Below are 22,215 nucleotides of genomic sequence, written 5' to 3' on the forward strand. Positions count from 1 at the left end.
GTGGCGGTCGCGTGACTCAGCGGTCCGTGCAGGTCACGCGTCGCGGTTGGGCGTCGAAATCCGCCGGTCTCTGCGCGGCGTTGCTGGGTCTGCTTTCCGCGCTGCTGGCGCTGGCGGTGCCGTTCCTGCCGGTCGAGCACGAGGTCACGACGCTGCAGTGGCCGACCGCGCAGGGCACGAAACCGGTCTCGGCACCGCTGGCCAGCCACGCCCCGCTGTGGCTCGCGGCGGAGGTGCCGTGCGCGGCGGCGCGGAGCCTGGATGCGCGCATCGACGGGCCGGGTGTGCTGATCGCCACGAACGCGCCGTCGTCGGAGTACGGCGGGCTGACCGGGATGACCCTGCAGGTCGACGCCGGGCAGGTCACGCTTTGGTCGAAGGGGCACCAGGCCGGCACCGCCACCCTGCCCGAGGGCGACTGCTTCATCTCCGTGCACTCGGACGCGGCCGGCACGCAGGCCGGCGTGGGCGGGCTGCCGCTGGCCGCGGTGCCCGGCGATCAGCGGCCGCAGCTGACCGGCATCCACTCACAGCTCGACTCCGCGATCGACGACGTTCGCGGCCTGGATTTCCAGGCGCGGGTGGACAACCGCTTCGCGAGCCAGGCGACTCCGCTGAAGGTCGCCGTGATGGTGCTGGCCGTCCTGGCGTTTCTTGGTTCGATGATCGCGTTGCGCCGCCTGGAGATCCGGCGGGCGCCGCGCCTGGTCCCGCCGGGGTGGTGGCGGCCGGACGTCCGCGACGTCGCCGTGCTCGGCGCGCTGGGCGTGTGGTGGCTGATCGGCGCGATGACCGCCGACGACGGCTACATCCTGACCATGCTGCGCGCGGCCGACAGCGCCGGGTACGTCACCAACTACTTCCGCTGGTTCGGCAACCCGGAATCGCCCTTCGGGTGGTTCTACGAGATTTACGCGCTGTGGGTGCAGATCTCGCCCGCGACGCCGTGGGTGCGGTTGCCCGCGCTGTTCCTCGGGGTCGTCAGCTGGCTGCTCGTCAGCCGCGGCGTGCTGCCGCGGCTCGGGCAGCAGGTGGGGCGCAGCAAGTCCGCGGGCTGGGCCGCGGCGGCGGTGTTCCTGGCATTCTGGCTGCCCTACAACAACGGTCTCCGGCCGGAACCGGTCGTCGTGGCGTTCTTCCTGCTCGCGCTTTGCGCAGTCGAGCGGGCGGTCGCCACCCGGCGGCTGACTCCGGCCGCTCTCGGGCTCGTCGCGGCGGCGTTGGGCCTGGGCGCGAACCCGCACGGAATGGTCGCGGTGCTGCCGTTCGTCGTGGCCGCGAAGCCGCTGCTCCGGATGCTATGGCAGCGTGTGCGGGAACGCGGCGCGCTGCCGGTGCTGGCCCCCGTCGCGGCGGCCGGGCTGGTGATTCTCGTCGGCGTCTTCTTCGACCAGACCCTGCAGTCAGTGCTGGACTCGGTGGCGCTGAAGACCAAGTTCGGCCCGAACGAGCAGTGGTACGAGGAGCTCAGCCGCTACGACCGGCTGTTCGGCCAGTGGCCGGACGGGTCGTTGACGCGCCGGTTCCCGGTGCTGCTGCTGGTCCTGTGCCTCGTGGCGAGCGGAGTGGTGCTGCTGCGCCGGCACAAGATTCGCGGCGCCGCGCTGGGCCCGAGCCGCCGCGTGCTGGCGGTGGCCGCGCTGAGCTTCGTGGTGCTGGCCATGACGCCCACGAAGCACACGCACCACTTCGGGATCCTCGCCGGGATCGGTGCGGTGGTGGCCGCGCTGACTGCGTTGGCGACGAGCGCGGCCGTGCTGCGATCCCGGCGCAACCGGGCGGGCTTCTTCGCCGGTCTCATGGTCATCTGCGCCTTCTCCGTCACCGGCACGAACTCGTGGTGGTACGTCTCGGGTTGGGGCGTGCCGTGGTTCGACCGGGCGCCGAGCCTCGACGGGCGAAGCGTGAGCACGTACTTCCTGGCGGCAGCGGCGGTGGCCGGTGTCCTCGCCATGGTCGAGCACCTGCGGCACGACGAGCTCCCGGTCATCACGCCGGCCGCACGACGGCGGGTGCTCAGCCTCGGCGCCGCTCCGCTGACGATCACCTGCGCGATCCTGCTGCTCGGTGAGGTGGCGCTGTTCGCCGCGGGAATGCAGCGGCAGCGCGGCGGTTACAGCCTGGGCGCGGACAACATCAAGCAGCTAGCCGGTTCCAGCTGCGGGCTCTCCGACTACGTCGGCGTCGAGACCGATCCCCGGCGAGGTGTGCTCACCGTGTCGCCGTTCCAGCCGGCCGCGGAGAGCGCGGAGTCGGCGAACCGGCGCACCAAGCCGAAGCCCGCCGACTACCTCGCTGCCACCGCGGTCGGCTTCCACCGCTTCGGCTACCCGGGGGGCAAGCAATGGACCCCGCCGTTCGGGTTCGGCGGCGACGACGCGCCGGTGTGGGGCACGTTCTCCGCCGACAACCCCGTCACAGGTGAGCTGCGCACCCCCTGGTACGACCTGCCGCCGCAGGCCACCAGCGGTGAAGCCCCCGTCGTGCTGTCCTTCGGCGGCGACGCCACCGGCGTGAATTTGCTCGGCGTCGAATGGGGCCGGGACACCCCGCAGGGCTTCGAGATCATGGGCCACGTCGACATCGCCCAGCTCAGCGGCATGTGGTGGGATCGCCGGTTCATCGTGGACGGTGCGACGAAGGTCCGGGTGGTGGGCGTGGACCGGAAGATCGACAGCGGTGGCTGGATGGCGGTCAGCGCGCCGCGCGTCCCGCAGTTGACCAGCATGACGAAGGTGATCGGCGACGCCCCCGCCTTCGTGGAATGGACCGCCGCACTGGTGCACCCATGCCTGAACCTCGCGCGCCTGCACAACGGGATCGTGGAGATGCCGCGGTTCCGGGTCGCCGGTGGCGGAATACTGCGCGACATGGGCCAGGGCTGGTCGGCGCCGGGGGCGGGCGGCCCGTTCGGTTGGCTCAACGTGGCCGCCAGCGTCCGCGTGATGCCGACCTATCTCGAAGGCGATCTGCACCGCGACTGGGGCTCGCTGTACCTGGTGGACTCCTACCAGTCCGACGCGCTCCCGGCGGAGGCCGCGATGGCGGTCCACTCCGAAACGCATTGGGGGCTTTGGAGCCCGGGACCGCTGACGAAGGCCGTGAAGCTGCCCGGCGGCGCGCCCGGCTCCAGCGGCCGCACCGATCTCAGCCCGCTGGGCCCGGTCCCGGCCGGCGACGCTGCATGATCCGGTGTGAGCATCGCCATGTCCGAGCGTCGGCGGCGACCTAGATCGTTTAGGATCGCTAACCGTTGAGGCGTGCTGGTGCACCGGCACCTGACGGGACTTCTGCCGCGCGGAGGCGTCGTGGGTGGCGTGATCGAGGGCTTCGGCGTCATCGCCGCCATCGTGCTGACCGGCTACCTGCTCGGCCGCACCAAGGCACTCGGCGAGAACGGGCGCGAAGTGCTGACCCGGTTGTCGTTCTACGTCGGAACTCCCGCGCTGCTGCTGAAGATGCTGTCGGAATCCGACGTCTCGATCATCTTCTCGACCCCGCTGCTGGTCAGCGCCTTGAGCACGTTCGCGGCCGCGGGGCTGTTCGTGCTGGTCGGCGTGCTGCGCCGGTGGAACATCCGCCGCACGACGATCGGCGCCCTGTGCTCCAGCTACGTCAACGCCGGCAACCTCGGCATCCCGATCGCCGTGTACGTGCTCGGCGATGCGACGCTGGTGGCCCCGGTGATGCTGTTCCAGCTGCTGGTGATGACGCCGATCGGCCTGACCGTGATCGACTTCTCGCAGGCGGGGGAGCGTTCCTCGGCGTGGCTGCGGATCCTCGCGCCGTTCCGCAACCCGATCGTCATCTGCTCGCTGATCGGCGTCGGGATCTCGTTGAGCGGCTGGCGGATCCCGGCGCCGGTGCTGGAGCCGATCGGCCTGCTCGGGCACCTGTCCGTGCCGACGGTGCTGCTCGCGTTCGGTATCTCGTTGCACGGCAGCGCATTGCCCGCGGGCGGCACGGAGCGGTGGCCGGTGCTGCTGTCGGTCGTGTTGAAGTCGGTCGTGCACCCGGTGATCGCCTGGGCGATCGGCGCGGGCCTGTTCGGGATGGAAGGCGCGTCGTTGTTCGCCGCGGTGGTGATCTCTGCGCTTCCGGCGGCGCAGAACCTTTTCGTCTACGCCTCCCGCTACGACGTAGGTGTGCGGCTGGCCCGCGAATCGATCTTGCTGTCGACAATCCTGTCCGTGCCAGTGCTTTTCACCGTCACGGCACTGCTTGGTTGACGTGGAGGCGGGTCACCGCTGGTTTCGCCGAGGAGTTCTTCGCACAGTTCCAGGCCGACTCGGCGGACGCCGGCAGGCAGCTCGCCGCGGCCGGCGGCGAGTGCGAGCTCGTCGAGGAAACCGACCAGCACATATCGGCCGTAGGGCACGATCGGCGCCCGGCCGACCGCGCTCTCGGCCTGCTGGCGACGGGCCCGGCGGCGAACGGATTCGGCGGCCCGGGCGATGAGGTCGTGGTCGGTTCGCCGTTGGCGGAGCTGTGCTTGCGTTACCACGGACAGTCATCCCCGCCCGTGGCCGGCGTGCGCTCCGCGGAGCGTTGATTGCGCACGCAAGTAATCGAACATGGGTTCTAGTCTGGCAAAGTCCATCCTTGATCGCATCTCGCCGATGACCTGCGCTTTTGTCCGGTCCTGACGCGCCCCCTCGGCACCGTGCCCTGGCCGGGCCGAACTCCCGTGCGCAACTGCTCACCAGTCGTTGCATCGTGCTCGCCGCGACCTGGCATGGGCGAACCGCTCCGCGCTGGGACTGATCTTCCCGCGCTGCGACTACGTGCACGCGGCGACAAGCAAGAGCTCTGTAAACTGGACAAGGGCTATCCGGCCGGAGCCGAATGACCCTCCGCGCCGGACCAGCTCGCGAGGATCCGGCGGGATTCGAAGCGGCGCCGCCGACCGCTGATCGGATCGGTGAACTCCAGCGCCTTGGCGAGGAGCTGCAGGGGAGCGGTGAAGTCGTCTGCGGCGCGGTCGCGGACGATGGGGTAGAGGTCGTCGCCGACGATCGGGATACCGAGACTGTTGAGGTGCACGCGCAGCTGGTGGGTCCGGCCGGTGCGCGGCAGCAGCCGGTAGCGACCGAGGCCGTCGCGGTGCTCGATCAGCTCGATGCGCGTTTCGCTGTTCGGCTCGCCGGGTTCCTCTCGAGCGGCCAGCACGCCGCGATGCTTGACGATCCGGCTGCGCACCGTGCGCGGCATCGCCAAACCCGGGTCGAAGGGGGCGACGGCGTCGTATTCCTTGCGCACCAAGCGGTCGTGGAACAGGGTCTGGTACGCACCGCGCAGTTCGGGTTTGAGCACGAACATGACCAGCCCGGCGGTCAGCCGGTCCAACCGGTGCGCCGGGCTGAGCCGCGGCAGGCCGAGGTCCCGTCGCAGCCGCACCAGCGCGGTCTCCACGACATGCCCGCCGCGGGGTGTGGTGGCCAGGAAGTGCGGCTTGTCCACGACCAGCAGGTCGTCGTCGCGGTGCAGAACGTCCAGGCCGAACGGCACCGGTGCCTCGTCGGGCAGGTCGCGGTGGAACCAGATGAACCCGCCGGGCGTGAACGGCGCGCCGGGCCCGAGCGGGCCGTCGACGCCGACGATCCGGCCCTCGCGGAGCATGGCGTCGATGCGTTCCGGGGCGAGCTTAGGTATCCGGTCGACGAGGTGGTCCCGGACGGTGGCCCAGTGGCCGTCGGCGGGCAGTCGCAACCGGACGGGGTCCAGGCCGTGCCGCTGGGGCAGCGGAGACTTGAGCTTGCGTCGCATCGCCCCGCCAGCGTAACCGGTGATCAGAGCCGGAGTTTGTAGCCCTCGTGCGAGGCCTCGAAGCCGAGCCGGTCGTAGAAGCGGTGCGCGGCGGAGCGTTCTTGTCGGTGGTCAGCTGTACCAGCGTGCAGCCGCGCCCGCGAGACTCGGCGATGGCCCACTCGAAAATCTCGCGCCCGAGGCCGTGGCTGCGGTGCTGCTTGTGGACGCGGACCGCTTCGATCTGCGCCCGCAACGCGCCCCGCCGGGCCAGCCCGGGGATGAACGTCAGCTGCATCGTCGCCACGACCTGGCCGCCCGGCGTCGCGGCGACCAGTAGGAGATGCGCGGGATCGGCGTCGATCGCCTCGAACGTCCGCCGGTAGGGCTCCAGCTCGGCCGCGGATTCCCGGGTCGCGCCGAGCTGGTCGGCTGCCAGCAGCTCGACGATCGGCCCGAGGTCGTCGGCGGTCGCACGGCGCAGCAGGTACTTCCCGGACCGGGTGGACAGCGCGGCCGGCACGCTCACGAAACCTCCACTGTGGACTCTAATTCGAGATCTGCCGACCCTAGCGTGGCACATGAACACGAAGACCCGGAGCGCGAGCCGGCTGGCCTTTGGCATGATCGTCGGGGACTCCGGAGAAGGGAGGGGTATGCCCGAAGTCGCGACCGATCGGCGGCCGGTGGCGGCGCGGCTGGCGGTGGCCACGCTGTTCCTGGTCAACGGCGCGAGCTTCGCCAGCGTCGTGCCCCGCTACCCGGAGCTCAAGGACGCCCTGTCGCTGTCCAACGCCGCGCTGGGCACCGCGATCGCCGCGCTGGCCCTGGGTTCGCTGGTCGCGGGACTGCTCGCCGGGCCGATCCTGGCCCGATGGCGCTCGGCGAGCGTCGCGGTCGGCTGTTCGGTGCTGCTGGCCGCCGATCTCGTGCTGATCGGGTTGGCGGCGCAGTGGTGGCAGCTGGCTGCGGCCCTGTTCTTCGCGGGCGCGATGGACGCGGTCGTGGACGTGGCGATGAACGCGCACGGGCTTCGGGTGCAGCGGCGCTACCGGCGATCGATCGTGAACTCCTTCCACGGCATGTGGAGCGTCGGCGCGATCATCGGCGGCCTGGCAGGCTCGTTGGCAGCGGGAGCGGCCCTACCGCTGCCGGTGCATCTCGGCGGCGCCGCCGTCGTGCTGTCCGCCGTCGCGATCATCTCCACGCGGTTCCTGCTGCCCGGACATGACGACGCCGAACGGGAAAGGAGACCGCGAGCCCGGCCGCGCTTCACACTGCTGGTCGCCCTGCTGGCGCTGGGCCTGTTGTGCGCTGCGGCGGCGCTGGTCGAGGACACGGCGGTTTCGTGGGGCGCGGTGTACATGCGCGATTCGCTGGGCGCGGCCCCGGTGTTGGCGGGGCTGGCGTTCGTCGCGTTGCAGGCCGCGCAGACGGTCGGCAGGCTCTCCGGCGACCGGTTGGTGGACCGCTTTGGCAACCGGGCGGTGGCCCGCATCGGCGGGCTCATGGTGCTCGTGGGCGTCGGTACGGCACTCGTCTGGCCGTCCATCCCCATGACGCTGGTCGGATTCGCGGTGGCGGGCTGGGGGGTCGCCACGATCATCCCGGCCGGGTTCCACGCCGCGGACGAACTCCCCGGCCTGTCCTCCGGTGCCGGGATCGTGGTCGTCAGCTGGGTCTACCGGCTCGGGGTGCTGGCCGTGCCGCCCATCGTCGGGCTGCTCGCCGATGCGGTCAGCCTGCGCGTGGGGCTGGTGATCGTTCCGGTCGCAGGCGGGCTGATCGTGCTGCTGGCCTCGCGCCTGCCCCGCTGACCCGTCAGGGCAGCCTTCCGCCCGCCCTCGACCGGTGCGGGCCTCCGCCGGTCAGCCGAGCAGCTTGGCGAAGAACCAGCCGACCCGGCTGACCTTGCGGATCCGCGGGTTGTCGGCCACGCCGTGGATCTCCCACTGCTGCCCGCATTCGTCGCAGCGCCACAAGCCGATCCGGCCGGTGTCGGGTTCGCAGGGGTGGCCTCGGCGCCCTCGTCTCATGCACCGATGACACCACACGCGGTGCCCGCGGTGACCCGAATCGGTTCCGGAAGATCGGGCGAAACCGTGACTTTCGGCCTTACCGCGGGTGCCCGGCAGCCCCGTACCGTCATCGGCGGTGTTGCACGTCGGGGAGAGGGGCACCAGGTGACGGTGCGGGAGTTGGTCGAGCAGATGGAACAGCGCTGGGAAGAGCTGATGACTCTGCGCGCGAGCCCGGACATGTACGGCAGCGAGAGCCTGGACGGCCAGCTCTCCGAGCTGGAGCTGTGGCTGCTGCGGATGCACCGCCTGACCGCGGGGACCTCCGCCGCATGACAGGACTTCCGGCGGTGCGCGGGGTCCGGATCAGCTGAGTCCATTGAGGACAGATCGGTTGCCGGGTCAGGTGGCCTGGCCGCGATTCTTGCCGAGCTGGCAGGTGCAGGGGTCCTGGCAGGCGTGGTTGACACCCGGCAGCGGATAGGTGTCGACCTTCCGCCCGCGGTCGATCGTCAGCCACGCAAGCACACCGCCTGCGGCGCACATGGCCGCCGAGATCAGCATGGCCTGGCCGAAACCGGGGCCGAGCGGGGCACCCGTTCCGGTGTGCGACAACCCGGCGATCACCGGGAGCACCGCGATTGCGAGCAACCCGGCCAGACGGGATATGGCATTGTTCACGCCCGAGGCGACACCGGCGTTGTCCGGGCTGACCGAGGCGAGTACCGCCGAGGTCAGCGGCGCCACCGTGATGGACAGGCCGACGCCGAAGACCAGGACGCCCGGCAACACGCCGCTCAGGTACGTGCTGCCGGGCACCGCCCACGTCATCAGCGCCAGGCCGACCGCGCAGCTGAACGGGCCGATGGTCATCGGCACGCGCGGGCCGGTGCGCTGCGCGAGAGCACCCACGCGGCCGGACATCAGCAGCATGATGATCGTGATCGGCAACGTCGCGATCCCGGCGGCCAGCGCGGGGTAGCCCATCGACTGCTGCAACTGCAGGGACAGCAGGAACAACGCACCGCTCAGTGCCGCATAGACGGTGAAGGTCGTGAGGTTCGCTCCGGTGAACTGCGCGGAGCGGAACAACGACAGCGGCAGCAGCGGATCCGGGTGGCGCATCTCGATCAGCGGGAAGGCCACCAGTGCGACCACGCCCACCACGGCCGCTGTCGCGGAGACCGCGTCAAGCCCCTTGGTCGGGATCTCGATCAGGGCGTACACGGCGCCGGCCAGGCCGACGGTCACGGCGATCGCGCCGTAGACGTCCAGGCGACCGGCCGCAGCCGGGTTTCGGCTCTCCGGCACGTGCCGCAGCGCGAGCAGCGCCGCTGCCGCGATGGGGACGTTGATGAAGAACACCCACCGCCAGGACGCCGCGTCCACCAGCCAGCCACCCGCGAACGGCCCGATCGCCGACGACATGCCGGTCAACCCGGCCCAGCGGCCGACCGCCTCGCCGCGGTCGTCGTGCCGGATGGCGGAGTTGATCAGCGCGAGGCTGCCGGGCACCAGCAACGCCCCGCCGACGCCTTGCACCAGGCGTGCGACGATCAATGCCGTGCCGCCGGGTGCCAGGCCGCAGCCCAGCGACGCCAGGGTGAACAGCACCAACCCGAGCACGTACACCCGGCGGCGGCCGTAGCGGTCGCCGAGCGCCCCGCCGAGCAGCAACAACGCGCTGAGCGTGAGCAGATAGGCGTCCAGCACCCACTGCAGGACGCTGAGGTCACCGCCGATGTCCCGGCCGATCGCCGGCAACGCGACGTTGACGACCGAACCGTCGAGAAACGCCACACCGGAACCGAGGATCGTGGCGACGAGGATCCAGCGTCCCGGCTGGGAGCGCAGGGCAACAGCGGTGGTCACCGCACGACCATAAGGCGCGTGCCTAGGGCCCGCCCCCGATCACCTGCTACCCGGCGTGAACGCCACCGGCAGGTGCTTGATCCCGTTGATGAAGTTCGATACCAGGTGCTCGACCGGCCCCGTCACCCGCAGATCGCGCATCCGCCACAGCGCCTCGTGGTAGAACGCCCGCAGCTGCAGCCGGGCGAAATGCGCACCCAGGCACACGTGCGGGCCGTTGCCGAAGGCGACGTGGTCGTTGGGCGTGCGCCGGACGTCGAAGCAGTGCGGGTCGGGGAACTGCTGCTCGTCGAAATGCGCCGAGCAGTGGAACACCACGACCTTGTCCCCGGCGGCGATTCGCTGACCGCCCAGCTCGGTGTCGGTGGTCGCGGTGCGGCGGAAGCTGAGCACCGGTGGGTGGAAGCGCAGCGCCTCCTCCACGGCGGAGTCCAGCAGCCCTGGATCGTCGCGCAGCAGCCGCAACTGGTCGGGGTTCTCCGTGAAGGCGAGCATCCCGCCCGGCAGCGCGCTGCGCACGGTGTCGTTGCCGGCCACCGAGAGCAGGAAGAAGAACATCTCCAACTCGGCGCCGGCCAGCCCGCGCCCGTCCAGCTCGGCGGTAGCCAGCGCGGTCATCACGTCATCGGCGGGGTTACGGCGCTTGAACGCCGCGAGGTCCTGGGCGAAGGCGAACATGTCGGCCAGCATCGTCGGCGAGCGCGGGTTGACCGGCTTGCCGTCCGGGCCCCGGGTCACCTCGGAGTGCTCCGGGTCCTGGTAGCCGATCACCCGGTTGGTCCACTCCAGCAGCATCCGCCGGTCCGGCTCCGGCACACCGAGCAGGTCGGCGAGGTTGCGCAGCGGGTAGTCGTCGGTGACCTCCACCGGCAGATCGCACTCGCCGCGCTCGATCACCTCGTCGACTAGCTGGCGGGCCCGCTCGGCGATCTCGTACCGGAACCGGTCGATCCGCCGCGGTGTGAACGCGCGGCTGACGAGGCGGCGCAACCGCCCGTGCTCTGGCGGGTCGAGGTTGAGCATCATGCTGCGGATGAACGGCAGGTCCGCCGGGTCGGGATCGCGGATCTGCGTGGCGCCCAGCCAGGACGAGTAGACCTCGGCGGACTTCAGCACGGCGACGACGTCGGTGTACCGGGTGACGGCCCAGAACCCGGGCCCGGCCGGCCAGTCGCCGATCTCGTGCTCCTCCTGCCAGCTCACCGGCGCGTGCCGGCGCAGCCAGGCGAAGTCCTCGTGCGGCACGCCGCCGGCGTACCTGCGCGGATCGAAGATGTCCGGGACGTGGGCGGGCGCTGCCATGGCGACTCCTTCAACGTCTTACGGTCCTGGAGCCTATAGCCGGATCCGTTTCGTGCGGCAGTGCAAGCGGTGGAACTTCCGTTCGATATTCCGCACAACGTTCGCTGGATCGCATGGTTTGGCCGGGTTGGCCGGGTTGGGTGGTCAAGCGCCTGAGCTGGTGTTGGCCGATACCGGGTACGATGTTCGGAATATCGGTCAAACAGTTGGCCGGTTGCGATATGACAGGGGGAGGAAACGCGTGGCACGAGCGGTACCTGCGGTGGAACGGGCATTCGATGTCCTGGAGCTGTTCCTGGACGCCCACGAGCTGAGCGCGCCGCAGATCACCGCGCGGCTGGGCCTGCCGCGCACCACGGTGCACGAGCTGGTCGGCACGCTCAGCGAGCGCGGCTACCTGATGCCCGCAGGTAGCGGCAGCAACCGGTTCCGGCTGGGAGTACGCGGCTTCCAGCTTGGCGCGGCCTACGCCGAGCGGCTGGACCTCGCCCGGGAGGGCCGGCTCGTCGCCGAGAACATCGCCGAGCGCTGCCAGGAAACGGTGCACGTCGGGGTGCGAGACGGGGCGGACGTGCTGTACGTGGCCAAGGTCGACAGCAGCCACCCGGTGCGGATGGTCTCGGCCGTGGGCCGGCGGCTGCCCGCGCACTGCACCGCGCTCGGCAAGGCGCTGCTGGCGGCGCTGCCGCGCGCAGAAGTCGACGAGCTCTACGGCAACCGCCGCCTGGATGCGATGACCGAGCACAGCATCACCACCCGCAAGGCGCTGCGCCAAGAGCTCGACGCCATCGCCAAGAACGGCGTGGCACGCGAGTACTGCGAGTCCAACGAGTCGGTGGCCTGCGTTGCGGCGCCGGTGCGCGACCAGTCCGGCGAGGTAGTCGCCGCGATGAGCATCGCGGTGCCGATCCTGCGCTGGAACGACCAGACCGAAGTGGCGCTGCGCGAACTCGTCCACGAAGGCGCGGCCGCCCTGTCCGAACGCCTGGGCCACACCGGCTAGGCCGCCGCGCTACCCCTAAGGCCTGTTTCGAAAGTGGTTTGCGTAGCGGTGCGGGTAGCGGAACCTCAGAGGCCTTCTCACTGCGGGATCCCCGACATCATGAATGCCCAATTCACCACGTCGGGGACTGGCCTCGCCGAGAGCCCTCCGGCGGGCACAGCCCCTGAGAACCCACGGTGGTGCCAGTTGAGTCCCACACCGCAAGCGGCTGCCGCCGCTTATAAACACGTCCTAGTGCCGGACGATCACCACCGGGCATTTCGCGTGTTGGACGCAGCGCTGGCTCACCGAGCCGAGCAGCGCGCCGTAGAAGCTGCCGTGGCCGCGGCTGCCGACCACCAGCAGGTCGGCGCCCTCGGAGGCGTCCAGCAGCGTCTGCGCCGCGTGCCCATGGGCGAGCTCGCGCTCCACCGGCACCGGCGGGCTCATCTCGTGCTCGATCTCGTCGACGGTGTCGTGGAGGCTCTTGCGCGCGGACTCCTCGAAGTCATCCGGCGGCATCGGGCCACCCTCCCAGCTGTAGAAGGCGGGGAACTCCCAGGAGGTGACCGCGTGCACCGCGGCCCCGGAAAGCGCTGCCTGCTTCAGCGCCCACCGCAGGGCGCACTTGGACGACTCCGAGCCGTCCACGCCGACGACGATCTTGTGCTGGGTTCCGCTGTTCATGACGCCAGCCTCCAGTTCGACGATCCGCTGTGGCGGGTTCAGCCGCGGGCCCGCTCGACGAGCTTGCCGGAGAGCTCTCGCAGCCGCGTCCTGTCCTGCTCGTCGTAGGCCTGCTCGAGCGCGCGGCACGCGCGGGTCCCATGGAAGTACTCCCCGGTGACCTCGTCCAGTCCCGGATCCGCGACCAGCCGCATCGTCGCCTCGACGCCTTCGGCGATCGTGCCCAGCGGACTCACGCCGGCCTCGCGGACCATTGCGGTGTTCATGTAGGTCGCCGGGTGCAGCGCGTTGACCGTCACGCCGTGGCCACGAAGCTGTTCGGCCAGGTCGAAGGTGAACATGATCTGCGCGAGCTTGCTCTGCGCGTACGCCCGGGCGCCGATGTAGTTCTCGGTCATCATCGGGTCGTCGAAGTCGATCGGGTGCTGACCGGCCGAGGCGACGTTGACCACCCGGGCCGGTGCCGAGGCGAGCAGCAGCGGCTGCAGCAGGTGCGTCAGGTGGTAGCCGGCCAGGTAGTTCACCGCGAACCGCAGTTCGATGCCGTCCGGGCTCTCCTCGCGCCCGCCGCCCGGCGGCCCGGAACCGATGCCCGCGTTGTTCACCAGCACGTCCAGCCGGTCGCAGCGCAGCTGCACGTCGTTGGCCAGTCGTTCGACCTGGCGCAGCTCAGCGAGGTCGGCGAGCGCCACGTCTAGGCGGTCGGAGCCGGTGGCCGCCGCGATCTCCGCGCGCGTTTGCTCGGCTAGCTCCGCGCTGCGCCCGTGTATCAGTACCCGGGACCCGGTCTTGGCGAGCTGGTGGGCAAGTGCCCGTCCGAGCCCGCTGGTCGCGCCGGTGACCAGGATGCAGCGCTGGCTGGGAGTGCGCACGGTCGCTCCGAACTGTCGGGAGTTGATTACCACCAGTGTGCGGATGAGCTTCCGCTGTTGTCATCAGCGCATGCGTGTCGTACCTGATAGCCCCCGACCTGAGTACCCCGAAAGCGTTGTGTCGCAGGTATTTCATTGAGGACATCGAGACCGGCGGCACAGATCGTGCAGTCCTTACCCGAGTGGGTGCTTGTAACTGTGGGTAACCCGCGATACACCTGGGGACGGTGTGGCGCCGCTACACCCGAAACCTGCCGAGGGAGCGACCATGACCACCAGCGAGGAGAGCTCCACCGGACGTTATCTGGTGCTGCTGGAAGACAATTCGACGATCATCGGAACCCGCGAGCTGACGCGGCTGACGGGCATCCGCTGCGCCAACACCGCCGACGCGGCCGGCGCGGCACCGGGGGAGCTGTTCCGCGGCGCGGGCGGGATCGTGCTGCATCAGCTCGGCATCGCGTTGATCAGCGCCGACCCGGACCAGGCCGCGGCGCTCGAACGCGCGTCCCGGGAGACCAGCCCGATCGCTGCGTTCGAGCAGGAGCGCAGGGTGTTCGCCATCGGCGCGGAGGCGCAGGTGGAGGACGGCGAGTCCACGTGGGGCCTGCAGGCGGTGCGCGCCGACCACGCGCAGCCCACCGGCAAGGGCGTCCGGGTCGCGGTGCTCGACACCGGCCTGGACCTCAAGCACCCCGACTTCGCCGACCGGGACATCGTCGCCGGGTCGTTCGTGGAGGGCCAGGACGTGCAGGACGGCCACGGGCACGGCACGCACGTGATCGGCACCTCCTGCGGTCCGCGGACCTTGCAGGGCGGCCCCGGCTACGGCATCGCTTCGGAGGCCAGCATCTACGCGGGCAAGGTGCTCGGCGACGACGGCTCCGGAACCGACGGCGGCATCCTCTCCGGCATCGAGTGGGCAATCTCCAACGGAGCCGCCGTGGTGTCGATGTCGCTCGGCGCGCCGACGCAGCCCGGCGAACCGTTCTCCGCGGCCTTCGAGCGGGTCGCCCAGCGCGCTATGGAGCGCGGCACGCTGGTCATCGCCGCGGCCGGCAACGAGAGCCAGCGTTCCGCCGGGGTGGTCGCGCCGGTCGGCCACCCGGCGAACTGCCCGTCGATCCTGGCGGTCGGCGCGATTGACCCGCAGCTGCAGATCGCGGACTTCTCCTGCGGCACCGTCGACGAGATCGGCCAGGTGGATCTGGTCGGCCCCGGCGTCGACGTCTACTCCAGCTGGCCGGGGGCGGAGCGCTACCGCAAGCTCAGCGGCACCAGCATGGCCACCCCACACGTCGCCGGTGTCGCGGCGCTGTACGCGCAGCAGTATCCGGAGCGAGCGTGGGGCCTGTGGGCGCGGCTGTCGCAGACCGCACGCCGTTTGCCGCTCGCATCGACCGACGTCGGTGCGGGCGTGGTCCAGGCGCCGTAGCTGCCGGGGTCGCCGCGCGGTCAGTCATCATCGATGGCCTGCGCGGCGACCTTCGCGCAGTTGCCGAGGTCTTCGGCGGCGGCCGCGGCCTGGTCGAGCGCGACGTGCACCGCCGACGGCTCGGCGGCGTTCGGCGTCTCATAGCTGGCGGCCAGCAAGTCGAGCTGCCGGGCAAGCCGGGCCCCCGCCGCGGTGACTGCCAGCAACGCTTCCCGCGCCGCGGCGATTTCGGCCGGTGTCCTGGCTTGGCGGGTGCTCCATTCCAACTTGCCGCTGGCCTGCGCGATCGCTTCGGCGGTCGCGTTGACGTCCTGCCAGCGCGACGGCGTTCCGCTCTCCATCTGGTCGCCCCCCACAAGCACCGGTATCGGCGCACTATCAGCAGTTTCCGTCCCTGGTGGGGCGGTTGAACCGGGCCCCCCGCCGCATTCACCCACCCGAACGGCGGGAACCCGCGTTCGGCAGCTCGGCATTCGGCTCAGCTCCGCTGCAGGGCCCGCTCCAGCTCCGCCTTGGTCATCCTCGAACGGCCCTTGATATCGGCGCGCTGCGCGTCCGCGTAGAGCTGTTGCTTGGTTCGACCGCCCGGCCCGGAGCCGGATCCGGAGCGTAGTCCACCGCGGCGTTGCGGGGGGATGTCCTGCGTGGCGGTCCTGCTCCGCTGCTGGGACTCACCTGCCTGCGCGCGGTTCTTGTTGACCGTCCGCGCCGCGATCTCTTCGGCGCGGTCCTCGCTGCTGCCGCGCTCCATCGCCTGGTTCTTGATGTGCTCGTACTGCCGTTCCTCTTTCTCGGTCCAGCTCTGCTGCGGCATTCCCACCCACCTCGCCTCCGCGGTACGTCGGTTGCGACGTGCTTCGCGTACCCGGTGCGAGCGGCGGTCACACGTTGGCGTGACGGGAGCGGAGGCGCGCCGCGACGACCGCGCCGAGAGCACCCGCGGCGACCTCCAGGCGCCGCGGGCCGGAAACAGCGAGCCGTCGCCCGAACACGTCGAACCCGGACTCCACGATGCGGTCGAGGATCTCGCCGTACAACGTGAACGCGGTGCGCACGCACGGCCGCGACCAGGAGGCGAGCAGCGCGATGCCAGGTTCCGCGGCCCGGTACTTCGAGCGGGTGCGGGCGACCTGGTCGGCGAGCGCCCGGCGCACCGGGAGGTCGGGCCGGCCGGCCTTCCGGCACCAGACGAGCCGCTCCCGGTCGACGCCGAACACCGCCAGTTCCTCCAGCGGCAGGTAGACCCGGCCGCGGTCGAGGTCCTCGCTGACATCGCGCAGGAAGTTGGTGAGCTGAAAAGCGCCGCCCAGCACCGCGGCGTAGGGCTCGGCCTCGCCGGCCGGGCACACCGTGCCGAGCACCGGGAGCAACTGGAGGCCGATCACCGCCGCCGAGCCGTGGATGTAGGCGTCCAGTGCAGCCCGCGTCGGGTACGAGCGGACGGTCAGGTCCATCCGCATCGAGGCCATGAAGTCGGTGAACAGCGCCGGGTCGATGCGGTGCCGGGCGGCGGTGTCGACGAGCGCGGCGAGGATCGGGTGTTCGCTGTTACCGGCGCGCAGACCGGCGCGCAGCTTGTCGTCCAGCTGGTCCACCGCCCGCTGCCGGTCCCGGACCGTTCGCGACTCGTCGGTGTCGTCGACGATGTCGTCCACCCACCGCGCGAAGCCGTACAGCGCGTGCACCGCGGGCCGCTGCGCCGGGGTCAGCAGCCGGGTCGCGAGGAAGTAGGTGCGGCCGTGCGCGGCGTTGAGCACCCGGCACCGCTGGTAGGCGGGACGCAGCTGCGGCTGGACGCCCGCGGCGTCGAGCTCGCGGCGCGCCGCCGCCCGCGGCCAGGTGCCCGTGTCCATACCGGGAATCTCAGCACACGGAGTGCGCGAGCGTGCGCACGGTGGGCATCCGCGGTGAACCCGGTCACTACCACAGTCCGATCAGGACGTTTCAGCCGAGCCCGCTCTCGGCGAGGGCCTCGTCGAGCCCGTCGAGCAGGACCACGCCGAGGGTGTTCGAGACCGAGCCGGTCGCCAGCTCGCTGCGGAGCCGGTAGGCGAGCAATCGCACCCGGCGCGGGTCCGGCCGGTCCTGCCGCGCGGCCTCGCGCAGCCGCCGTGCGATCAATTCGATCTCGGCGGTCTCGCCGTAGCGGGCGTGCACCGTCGGCAGCGTGAGGAGCACGACCTTGGCCACCCGGGTCAGCCCGGTGAAGTCGGGCCTGGGCGCGGGTGCCGGCGACGGCTGGGCGGGCACCACCGGTGCCGGGGGCTCGTCGAGCACCGTGACCGACTGCGCCCGCGCCCACGAACCGATGTCCCCGCCGTGCCGGCCGGCGCAGATCAGCCCGGAGCCGGTCAGGCCGGCGCGGGCGGGTGCGCCCTGCTGCCCGGTCCCGCTGGTGGCGATCAGCTCCTGCTCCCGCAGCGTCCGCACGACCTCGGCGAGCTCGGCCCACGACGGCTGCAGCGCCGCGGCTTCGGCCGCCGGGCTGTCGAAGAAACCCGCGACCTCGGGCCGGAATCGGTCGTCCTCGTACAGGTAGCGGAGGAAGGCGCGAGCGAGCGACTCAAGCCTTGACACGGTTGGCCTCCAGATTGCTCGTCCAGGGTGCAGGGCGAGAGGGAGGGCGGACCCGGGTCCTGCCGAAGACCGCCGAACGCACCGGCGCGCAACCGGTTTCGGAATCATGGTTGCCGCTGTCCCCAGTTTCAGCGGATCCGCCATGCGACCGCCGGGTCGCGGTCGGTCACATCGAAGGAGCGTAAGCGGATCCCGGCCGTGATCGCAGTGGTCTTTTGTCACCCACAAGCTGGGGATTGCGCTGCCGGGGCGTAACTGTCCATTGTGCTCAATGTCGGCATAATCCGCACCACTGCGCAGAAAGGGGCTGGAGTGACGCGGGGGACCGCCAGCCGTCCCGCATGGATGATCGTCATGACGGGAGTTCCGGAGATTTATCGCGCGCGAGATCCGGAAGCGCCGGGCGCGTGCTCGTCGGCGCTGGACCGCAGACCCTCGAAGGCGATCTTGGTGACCGCGTCGGCGAGCTGCGCGGCCCGCAGGCCGCGGCTGGGCTTGTACCACTCGATGACCGAGTTGACCATGCCGAACAGCAGCCGGCTGGTCAGCGCCGGGTCGACGTCCGGCCGGATGCTGCCCTCCGCCTCGGCCTGCTTGACGAGGTCACTGACCACCTGGTCGAACTCGCGGCGCCGGGTCAGCGCCTGCCGCTCGACCTTGGTGTTGCCCCGAACCCGTAGCAGCAGCGTGACGAACGGCAGTTCGTCGATGAGCACCTCGATGCTGCGCCGGACCACATGCTCCAGCCGGTCGATGGCCTTGCCGGTGGTCGACGCCTCTTCCTCGGTGACCGCGAACAGCGCGTCCAGCGCCCGGTTGACGCTCAGCCGCATCAGCTCGTCTTTGCTGGACACGTGGTAGTAGATCGCCGACTTGGTGATGCCCAGCCGGCGGGAGAGGTCCTCCATGCTGGTGCCCTCGTAGCCGCGCTCGTTGAACACCCGGACGGAGACGTCCAGCAGCCGACCGAGGTCGTAACCCGGCCGACCCCGGCGATTCGCGCGCCCAACGTTCCCCGACATGGCTCGCAGTATTTCAGCCGGTGGATCCGGATTCGCGGCGGTCCACGAGGCGGCGCAGCTTGCCAACGGAACGCTCCAGCGTGTCCGGATCCACCACGGTGACCTCGGTGCTGATGCCGACGCCGTCCTTGATCGCGCGGACCAGCTCGGTGCCGGCCGGATCCCGGCGGTCGCCCGCGCAGTCGGTGCGGGCCTCCACCCGAACCGTCATCCGGTCCATCCGGCCCTTGCGGGTGAGCACCAGCTGGAAGTGCGGCGACAGGCCGTCGACGCTCAGCACCAGCTCCTCGATCTGGGTGGGGTAGACGTTGACGCCGCGCAGGATGATCATGTCGTCGCTGCGGCCGGTAATCTTGGTCATCCGCCGCATCGGCCGGGCCGTGCCGGGCAGCAGACGGGTCAAGTCCCGGGTGCGGTAGCGGATGACCGGCATGGCCTGCTTCGTCAGCGAGGTGAACACGAGTTCGCCCTCGGTGCCGTCGGGCAGCACTTCCTCGGTGAACGGGTCGATCACCTCGGGGTAGAAGTGGTCCTCCCAGATGTGCAGCCCGTCCTTGGTCTCCACGCACTCGTTGGCCACGCCGGGGCCCATCACCTCGGACAGGCCGTAGATGTCGACCGCGTCGATGTCCAGCCGTTCCTCGATCTCGTGCCGCATCTGCTCGGTCCACGGCTCGGCCCCGAAGATGCCGATCTCGAGCGAGGTGCTGCGCGGATCGATGCCCTGCCGTTCGAACTCGTCGATGAGGGTGAGCATGTAGGACGGGGTGACCATGATGATCTCGGGCCGGAAGTCCTGGATGATCTGCACCTGCCGGGCGGTCATCCCCCCGGAGGCCGGGATGACGGTGCACCCGAGCCGCTCGGCCCCGTAGTGCGCGCCGAGCCCGCCGGTGAACAAGCCGTACCCGTAGGAGACGTGCACCTTGTGGCCCGGCCGCCCGCCTGCTGCGCGGATGGAGCGCGCCACCACATCGGCCCAGGCGTCCAGGTCCTGCTCGGTGTAGCCGACGACGGTCGGCTTGCCCGTGGTGCCACTGGAGGCGTGCAGCCGCCGGACCTGCTCCATCGGCACGGCGAGCAGGCCGAACGGGTAGTTGTCCCGCAGGTCCTGCTTGGTGGTGTGCGGGAACTTCGCCAGGTCGGCCAAGCTCTGGCAGTCCTCCGGCCGGACGCCCGCCGCGTCGAACTTGCTGCGGTACAGCGGCACGTTCTCGTAGGCGTGGTGCAGGGTCCGCTGCAGGCGTTCCAGCTGCACCGCGGCGAGTTCGTCGGCGGAGTACCGCTCGGCGGGGTCGAGGTCGGCCGGATCCGGCGCGGTTCCGAGCCGGCGCGGCGCGCCCGTCGTCGCTGTCATGCTTTAACTCCTTCGGGCTCCCAGCGCCTGCGAGGCTCGGTCGTCGTCGAACATGGCCTGGGCCGGGTTGCGCGTCGCCGCGCCGGGCTCCTGCACTGGGTCACCGCCTCGTCACCGAGCGAACAGTCGGTAATTAATCCTGCGCCGCAGGATCCTGTCAAGGGTTCCCGGCGAAGCCGGTCCCCACCTGGCTCGGTAAAGCAGAATTTAGCTGCATCGGGTGGTGCGCGACAGTCTTGACGAGTGCTACTTTTTCGAACGAACGGTCAGTTAAAGAGCCAGTCGGAGGAGGTCGGGCGAATGGCTGCCCTGCGGAGCTATGTCAACGGCGACTGGCACGCGCCGTCGGACAACGGGGTGCCGTTGCACGATGCGGTGACCGGTGAGGAGGTCGCGCGGGTCTCCTCGGCGGGGATCGACATGGCCGCGGCGCTGGCGCACGGGCGCAGCCGGGGCGGCCCGGCGCTGGCGGAGCTGACGTTCCACCAGCGTGCCGCGCTGCTGAAGAGCCTCGCCTCGCACCTGCGCGAGCACCGCGAGGAGCTGTGCGCGCTGTCGGCCCGCACCGGTGCCACGCTCGGCGACTCCAAGTTCGACATCGACGGCGGGATCGGGGTGCTGTTCGGCTACTCCAGCAAGGGCCGCCGGGAACTGCCCAACAGCACGGTTTACGTCGACGGCGTGGTCGAGCCGCTGAGCAAGGGCGGCACGTTCGTCGGGCAGCACATCTGCACGCCGCTGCAGGGCGTCGCGGTGCAGATCAACGCGTTCAACTTCCCGGTGTGGGGACCGCTGGAGAAGTTCGCGCCCGCCTTCCTGGCCGGGGTTCCCAGCTTGATCAAACCGGCCAGCCAGACCGCGTACCTCACGCACCGGCTGGTGGAGCTGATGGCCGACTCCGGGCTGCTGCCAGACGGCTCGCTGCAGCTGGTCTGCGGCAGCGTCGCCGACCTGTTCGAGCACCTGACCGACCAGGACCTGGTGTCGTTCACCGGCTCGGCCTCGACCGGCCAGCGGTTGCGCGCCCACCCGGTGGTGGCGGCGAACTCGGTGCGGTTCAACGTCGAGGCCGACTCGCTGAACTGCTCGATCCTGGGCCCGGACGCCGCGCCGGGCACCGACGAGTTCGACCTCTTCGTCAAGCAGCTGGTCACCGAGATGACGGTCAAGGCCGGGCAGAAGTGCACCGCGATCCGGCGGGCGCTGGTGCCGGCGAACCTGATCGACGAAGTGGTCGCGGCCGCCAAGGAGCGGTTGGCGAAGGTAGTCGTCGGCAACCCCGCCTCGCCGGAGGTCCGGATGGGGGCGCTGGCCAGCCTGGAGCAGCGCGAGGAGGTGCGGCGGTCGCTGAAGGCGCTGCTGGAGGCCGGAACGCTGGTGCACGGAGACCCCGGGCGGGTCGACGTCGTGGACGCCGAAGCGGAGCGCGGCGCGTTCCTGCCGCCGCTGCTGGTCCGCTGCGACGACCCGGACCAGCCGCAGCCGCACGAGGTCGAGGCCTTCGGCCCGGTCAGCACGGTGATGCCGTACGAGACCGCGGCGCAGGCCGTGGAGCTGGCGCGCCGCGGCAAGGGCAGCCTCGCCGGTTCCGTGGTGACCGCGGACGCGGAATTCGCGCGCGAGGTGGTGCTGGGCGCGGCATCGCGGCACGGCCGGATGCTGGTGCTCAACCGCGAGAACGCGAAGGAGAACACCGGGCACGGTTCGCCGCTGCCCGCACTGGTCCACGGCGGGCCGGGCCGGGCCGGTGGCGGCGAGGAGATGGGCGGCGTCCGCGGCGTGCTGCACCACATGCAGCGGACTGCGGTGCAGGCCGACCCGGCGACGCTGACCGCGATCACCGGGCAGTGGGTGGGCGGAACTCCGCGCAACATCACCGAAAAGCACCCGTTCCGCAAGCATCTCGGCGAACTGCGCATCGGTGACACGGTGGTCGCCGGGCCGCGCACCGTGACGCTGGACGACGTCGAGCACTTCGCCGAGTTCACCGGCGACACCTTTTACGCGCACACCGACGAGGAAGCGGCGCGGGCCAACCCGTTCTTCGACGGCCGCGTGGCGCACGGCTACCTGGTGGTGTCCTTCGCCGCCGGGCTGTTCGTGGATCCCGACCCGGGACCGGTGCTGGCCAACTACGGCCTGGAGAACCTCCGGTTCCTCACGCCGACCTACCCCGGTGACGAGATCACCGTGACCATGACCGCTAAGCAGATCACTCCGCGGGTCGGCGCCGACTACGGCGAGGTCCGCTGGGACGTGGACGTGACCAACCAGGACGGCGCCTCGGTGGCGAAGTACGACGTGCTGACGCTGGTGGCCAAGCGGCCGGGGGAGCAGGGGTGACCA

21 protein-coding genes are annotated in these 22,215 nt (G+C 70.6%); 8 read left to right on the plus strand and 13 right to left on the minus strand.

Annotated elements, in window-relative coordinates; translation table 11 throughout:
• The first annotated feature begins 11 nt into the window (after positions 1-11).
• From ACRXBZ_RS40150 to ACRXBZ_RS40160, 3 genes are all read left to right on the plus strand, one after another.
• Entirely contained in the window at positions 12-3,188 is a 3,177-nt protein-coding gene (locus ACRXBZ_RS40150) for an arabinosyltransferase domain-containing protein (RefSeq protein ID WP_433883527.1), read from the plus strand.
• A 120-nt stretch (positions 3,189-3,308) separates the two neighbouring features.
• A complete protein-coding gene (locus ACRXBZ_RS40155) occupies positions 3,309-4,229 on the plus strand; it encodes an AEC family transporter (protein WP_433883528.1) in 921 nt (306 codons plus the stop codon).
• Positions 4,226-4,552, plus strand: a complete 327-nt coding sequence (locus tag ACRXBZ_RS40160; RefSeq protein WP_433883529.1) for a hypothetical protein — start codon at positions 4,226-4,228, stop codon at positions 4,550-4,552. The genes ACRXBZ_RS40155 and ACRXBZ_RS40160 overlap by 4 nt, the downstream gene beginning before the upstream one ends.
• Before the next feature lie 275 nt (positions 4,553-4,827).
• Here the strand turns inward: ACRXBZ_RS40160 and ACRXBZ_RS40165 are convergent, their stop codons facing one another.
• Together ACRXBZ_RS40165 and ACRXBZ_RS40170 are read right to left on the minus strand one after the other, a co-directional pair.
• Positions 4,828-5,709, minus strand: coding sequence for an RluA family pseudouridine synthase (locus ACRXBZ_RS40165; RefSeq protein ID WP_433884114.1), 882 nt, complete (start codon positions 5,707-5,709; stop codon positions 4,828-4,830).
• Complete coding sequence (locus ACRXBZ_RS40170) at positions 5,645-6,274, minus strand: GNAT family N-acetyltransferase (protein ID WP_433883530.1); 630 nt, start codon at positions 6,272-6,274, stop codon at positions 5,645-5,647. Before ACRXBZ_RS40170 ends, ACRXBZ_RS40165 begins: the two co-directional genes overlap by 65 nt.
• Positions 6,275-6,401: 127 nt before the next feature.
• Between ACRXBZ_RS40170 and ACRXBZ_RS40175 the strand changes: the two genes are divergently transcribed.
• Positions 6,402-7,562, plus strand: coding sequence for an MFS transporter (locus ACRXBZ_RS40175; protein ID WP_433883531.1), 1,161 nt, complete (start codon positions 6,402-6,404; stop codon positions 7,560-7,562).
• 51 nt (positions 7,563-7,613) lie between these two features.
• Here ACRXBZ_RS40175 and ACRXBZ_RS40180 read toward each other — a convergent pair whose 3' ends face one another.
• Positions 7,614-7,781 carry a hypothetical protein gene (locus tag ACRXBZ_RS40180; RefSeq protein WP_168588710.1) on the minus strand — a complete coding sequence of 56 codons (168 nt, stop codon included), beginning with the start codon at positions 7,779-7,781 and terminating at the stop codon, positions 7,614-7,616.
• 66 nt (positions 7,782-7,847) lie between these two features.
• Between ACRXBZ_RS40180 and ACRXBZ_RS40185 the strand changes: the two genes are divergently transcribed.
• Positions 7,848-8,099: a hypothetical protein gene (locus ACRXBZ_RS40185; RefSeq protein WP_433883532.1), complete on the plus strand. Its 252-nt coding sequence runs from the start codon at positions 7,848-7,850 to the stop codon at positions 8,097-8,099.
• 66 nt (positions 8,100-8,165) lie between these two features.
• Here ACRXBZ_RS40185 and ACRXBZ_RS40190 read toward each other — a convergent pair whose 3' ends face one another.
• Together ACRXBZ_RS40190 and ACRXBZ_RS40195 are read right to left on the minus strand one after the other, a co-directional pair.
• The gene (locus ACRXBZ_RS40190) at positions 8,166-9,635 is read right to left on the minus strand and encodes an MFS transporter (RefSeq protein WP_433883533.1); all 1,470 of its coding nucleotides are present in this window, start codon (positions 9,633-9,635) and stop codon (positions 8,166-8,168) included.
• Positions 9,636-9,674: 39 nt separating this feature from the next.
• A complete protein-coding gene (locus tag ACRXBZ_RS40195; RefSeq protein ID WP_433883534.1) occupies positions 9,675-10,937 on the minus strand; it encodes a cytochrome P450 in 1,263 nt (420 codons plus the stop codon).
• A 241-nt stretch (positions 10,938-11,178) separates the two neighbouring features.
• Between ACRXBZ_RS40195 and ACRXBZ_RS40200 the strand changes: the two genes are divergently transcribed.
• Positions 11,179-11,940, plus strand: coding sequence for an IclR family transcriptional regulator (locus ACRXBZ_RS40200; protein WP_433883535.1), 762 nt, complete (start codon positions 11,179-11,181; stop codon positions 11,938-11,940).
• 231 nt (positions 11,941-12,171) lie between these two features.
• Here the strand turns inward: ACRXBZ_RS40200 and ACRXBZ_RS40205 are convergent, their stop codons facing one another.
• Entirely contained in the window at positions 12,172-12,606 is a 435-nt protein-coding gene (locus ACRXBZ_RS40205; protein WP_168588714.1) for a universal stress protein, read from the minus strand.
• A gap of 38 nt (positions 12,607-12,644) precedes the next feature.
• The gene (locus tag ACRXBZ_RS40210) at positions 12,645-13,478 is read right to left on the minus strand and encodes an SDR family NAD(P)-dependent oxidoreductase (RefSeq protein ID WP_433883536.1); all 834 of its coding nucleotides are present in this window, start codon (positions 13,476-13,478) and stop codon (positions 12,645-12,647) included.
• 268 nt (positions 13,479-13,746) lie between these two features.
• Between ACRXBZ_RS40210 and ACRXBZ_RS40215 the strand changes: the two genes are divergently transcribed.
• A complete protein-coding gene (locus ACRXBZ_RS40215) occupies positions 13,747-14,913 on the plus strand; it encodes a S8 family peptidase (protein WP_433883537.1) in 1,167 nt (388 codons plus the stop codon).
• A 20-nt stretch (positions 14,914-14,933) separates the two neighbouring features.
• On the opposite strand, the gene ACRXBZ_RS40220 is transcribed toward ACRXBZ_RS40215, so the two are convergent.
• From ACRXBZ_RS40220 to paaK, 6 genes are all read right to left on the minus strand, one after another.
• Positions 14,934-15,254: a hypothetical protein gene (locus tag ACRXBZ_RS40220; RefSeq protein WP_433883538.1), complete on the minus strand. Its 321-nt coding sequence runs from the start codon at positions 15,252-15,254 to the stop codon at positions 14,934-14,936.
• 137 nt (positions 15,255-15,391) lie between these two features.
• The gene (locus ACRXBZ_RS40225; protein ID WP_168588718.1) at positions 15,392-15,727 is read right to left on the minus strand and encodes a plasmid stabilization protein; all 336 of its coding nucleotides are present in this window, start codon (positions 15,725-15,727) and stop codon (positions 15,392-15,394) included.
• 67 nt (positions 15,728-15,794) lie between these two features.
• A complete protein-coding gene (locus ACRXBZ_RS40230) occupies positions 15,795-16,766 on the minus strand; it encodes a phytoene/squalene synthase family protein (RefSeq protein WP_433883539.1) in 972 nt (323 codons plus the stop codon).
• Positions 16,767-16,857: 91 nt separating this feature from the next.
• Positions 16,858-17,490: a hypothetical protein gene (locus tag ACRXBZ_RS40235; RefSeq protein ID WP_433883540.1), complete on the minus strand. Its 633-nt coding sequence runs from the start codon at positions 17,488-17,490 to the stop codon at positions 16,858-16,860.
• A gap of 374 nt (positions 17,491-17,864) precedes the next feature.
• Positions 17,865-18,512, minus strand: a complete 648-nt coding sequence (locus tag ACRXBZ_RS40240) for a TetR/AcrR family transcriptional regulator (RefSeq protein ID WP_433883541.1) — start codon at positions 18,510-18,512, stop codon at positions 17,865-17,867.
• A gap of 13 nt (positions 18,513-18,525) precedes the next feature.
• On the minus strand, positions 18,526-19,869 hold the full coding sequence (gene paaK / locus ACRXBZ_RS40245) for a phenylacetate--CoA ligase PaaK (RefSeq protein WP_433883542.1): 1,344 nt from the start codon (positions 19,867-19,869) through the stop codon (positions 18,526-18,528).
• A gap of 300 nt (positions 19,870-20,169) precedes the next feature.
• Here paaK and paaZ point away from each other — a divergent pair, with 300 nt between their 5' ends.
• On the plus strand, positions 20,170-22,212 hold the full coding sequence (paaZ, locus tag ACRXBZ_RS40250) for a phenylacetic acid degradation bifunctional protein PaaZ (RefSeq protein ID WP_433883543.1): 2,043 nt from the start codon (positions 20,170-20,172) through the stop codon (positions 22,210-22,212).
• Positions 22,213-22,215 lie beyond the last annotated feature (3 nt).

Origin of the sequence: Saccharopolyspora hattusasensis, from assembly GCF_050972075.1 — a bacterium.
GTDB lineage: Bacteria > Actinomycetota > Actinomycetes > Mycobacteriales > Pseudonocardiaceae > Saccharopolyspora > Saccharopolyspora hattusasensis.

Bases quoted from the DNA above. Each gene is read 5' to 3' on its own strand.
- ACRXBZ_RS40220 (WP_433883538.1), bottom strand. From the start codon at position 15,254: ATGGAGAGCGGAACGCCGTCGCGCTGGCAGGACGTCAACGCGACCGCC.
- ACRXBZ_RS40225 (WP_168588718.1), bottom strand. From the start codon at position 15,727: ATGCCGCAGCAGAGCTGGACCGAGAAAGAGGAACGGCAGTACGAGCAC.
- paaZ (WP_433883543.1), top strand. From the start codon at position 20,170: ATGGCTGCCCTGCGGAGCTATGTCAACGGCGACTGGCACGCGCCGTCG.
- ACRXBZ_RS40240 (WP_433883541.1), bottom strand. From the start codon at position 18,512: ATGTCGGGGAACGTTGGGCGCGCGAATCGCCGGGGTCGGCCGGGTTAC.
- paaK (WP_433883542.1), bottom strand. From the start codon at position 19,869: ATGACAGCGACGACGGGCGCGCCGCGCCGGCTCGGAACCGCGCCGGAT.
- ACRXBZ_RS40205 (WP_168588714.1), bottom strand. From the start codon at position 12,606: ATGAACAGCGGAACCCAGCACAAGATCGTCGTCGGCGTGGACGGCTCG.
- ACRXBZ_RS40215 (WP_433883537.1), top strand. From the start codon at position 13,747: ATGACCACCAGCGAGGAGAGCTCCACCGGACGTTATCTGGTGCTGCTG.
- ACRXBZ_RS40195 (WP_433883534.1), bottom strand. From the start codon at position 10,937: ATGGCAGCGCCCGCCCACGTCCCGGACATCTTCGATCCGCGCAGGTAC.
- ACRXBZ_RS40230 (WP_433883539.1), bottom strand. From the start codon at position 16,766: ATGGACACGGGCACCTGGCCGCGGGCGGCGGCGCGCCGCGAGCTCGAC.
- ACRXBZ_RS40175 (WP_433883531.1), top strand. From the start codon at position 6,402: ATGCCCGAAGTCGCGACCGATCGGCGGCCGGTGGCGGCGCGGCTGGCG.
- ACRXBZ_RS40180 (WP_168588710.1), bottom strand. From the start codon at position 7,781: ATGAGACGAGGGCGCCGAGGCCACCCCTGCGAACCCGACACCGGCCGG.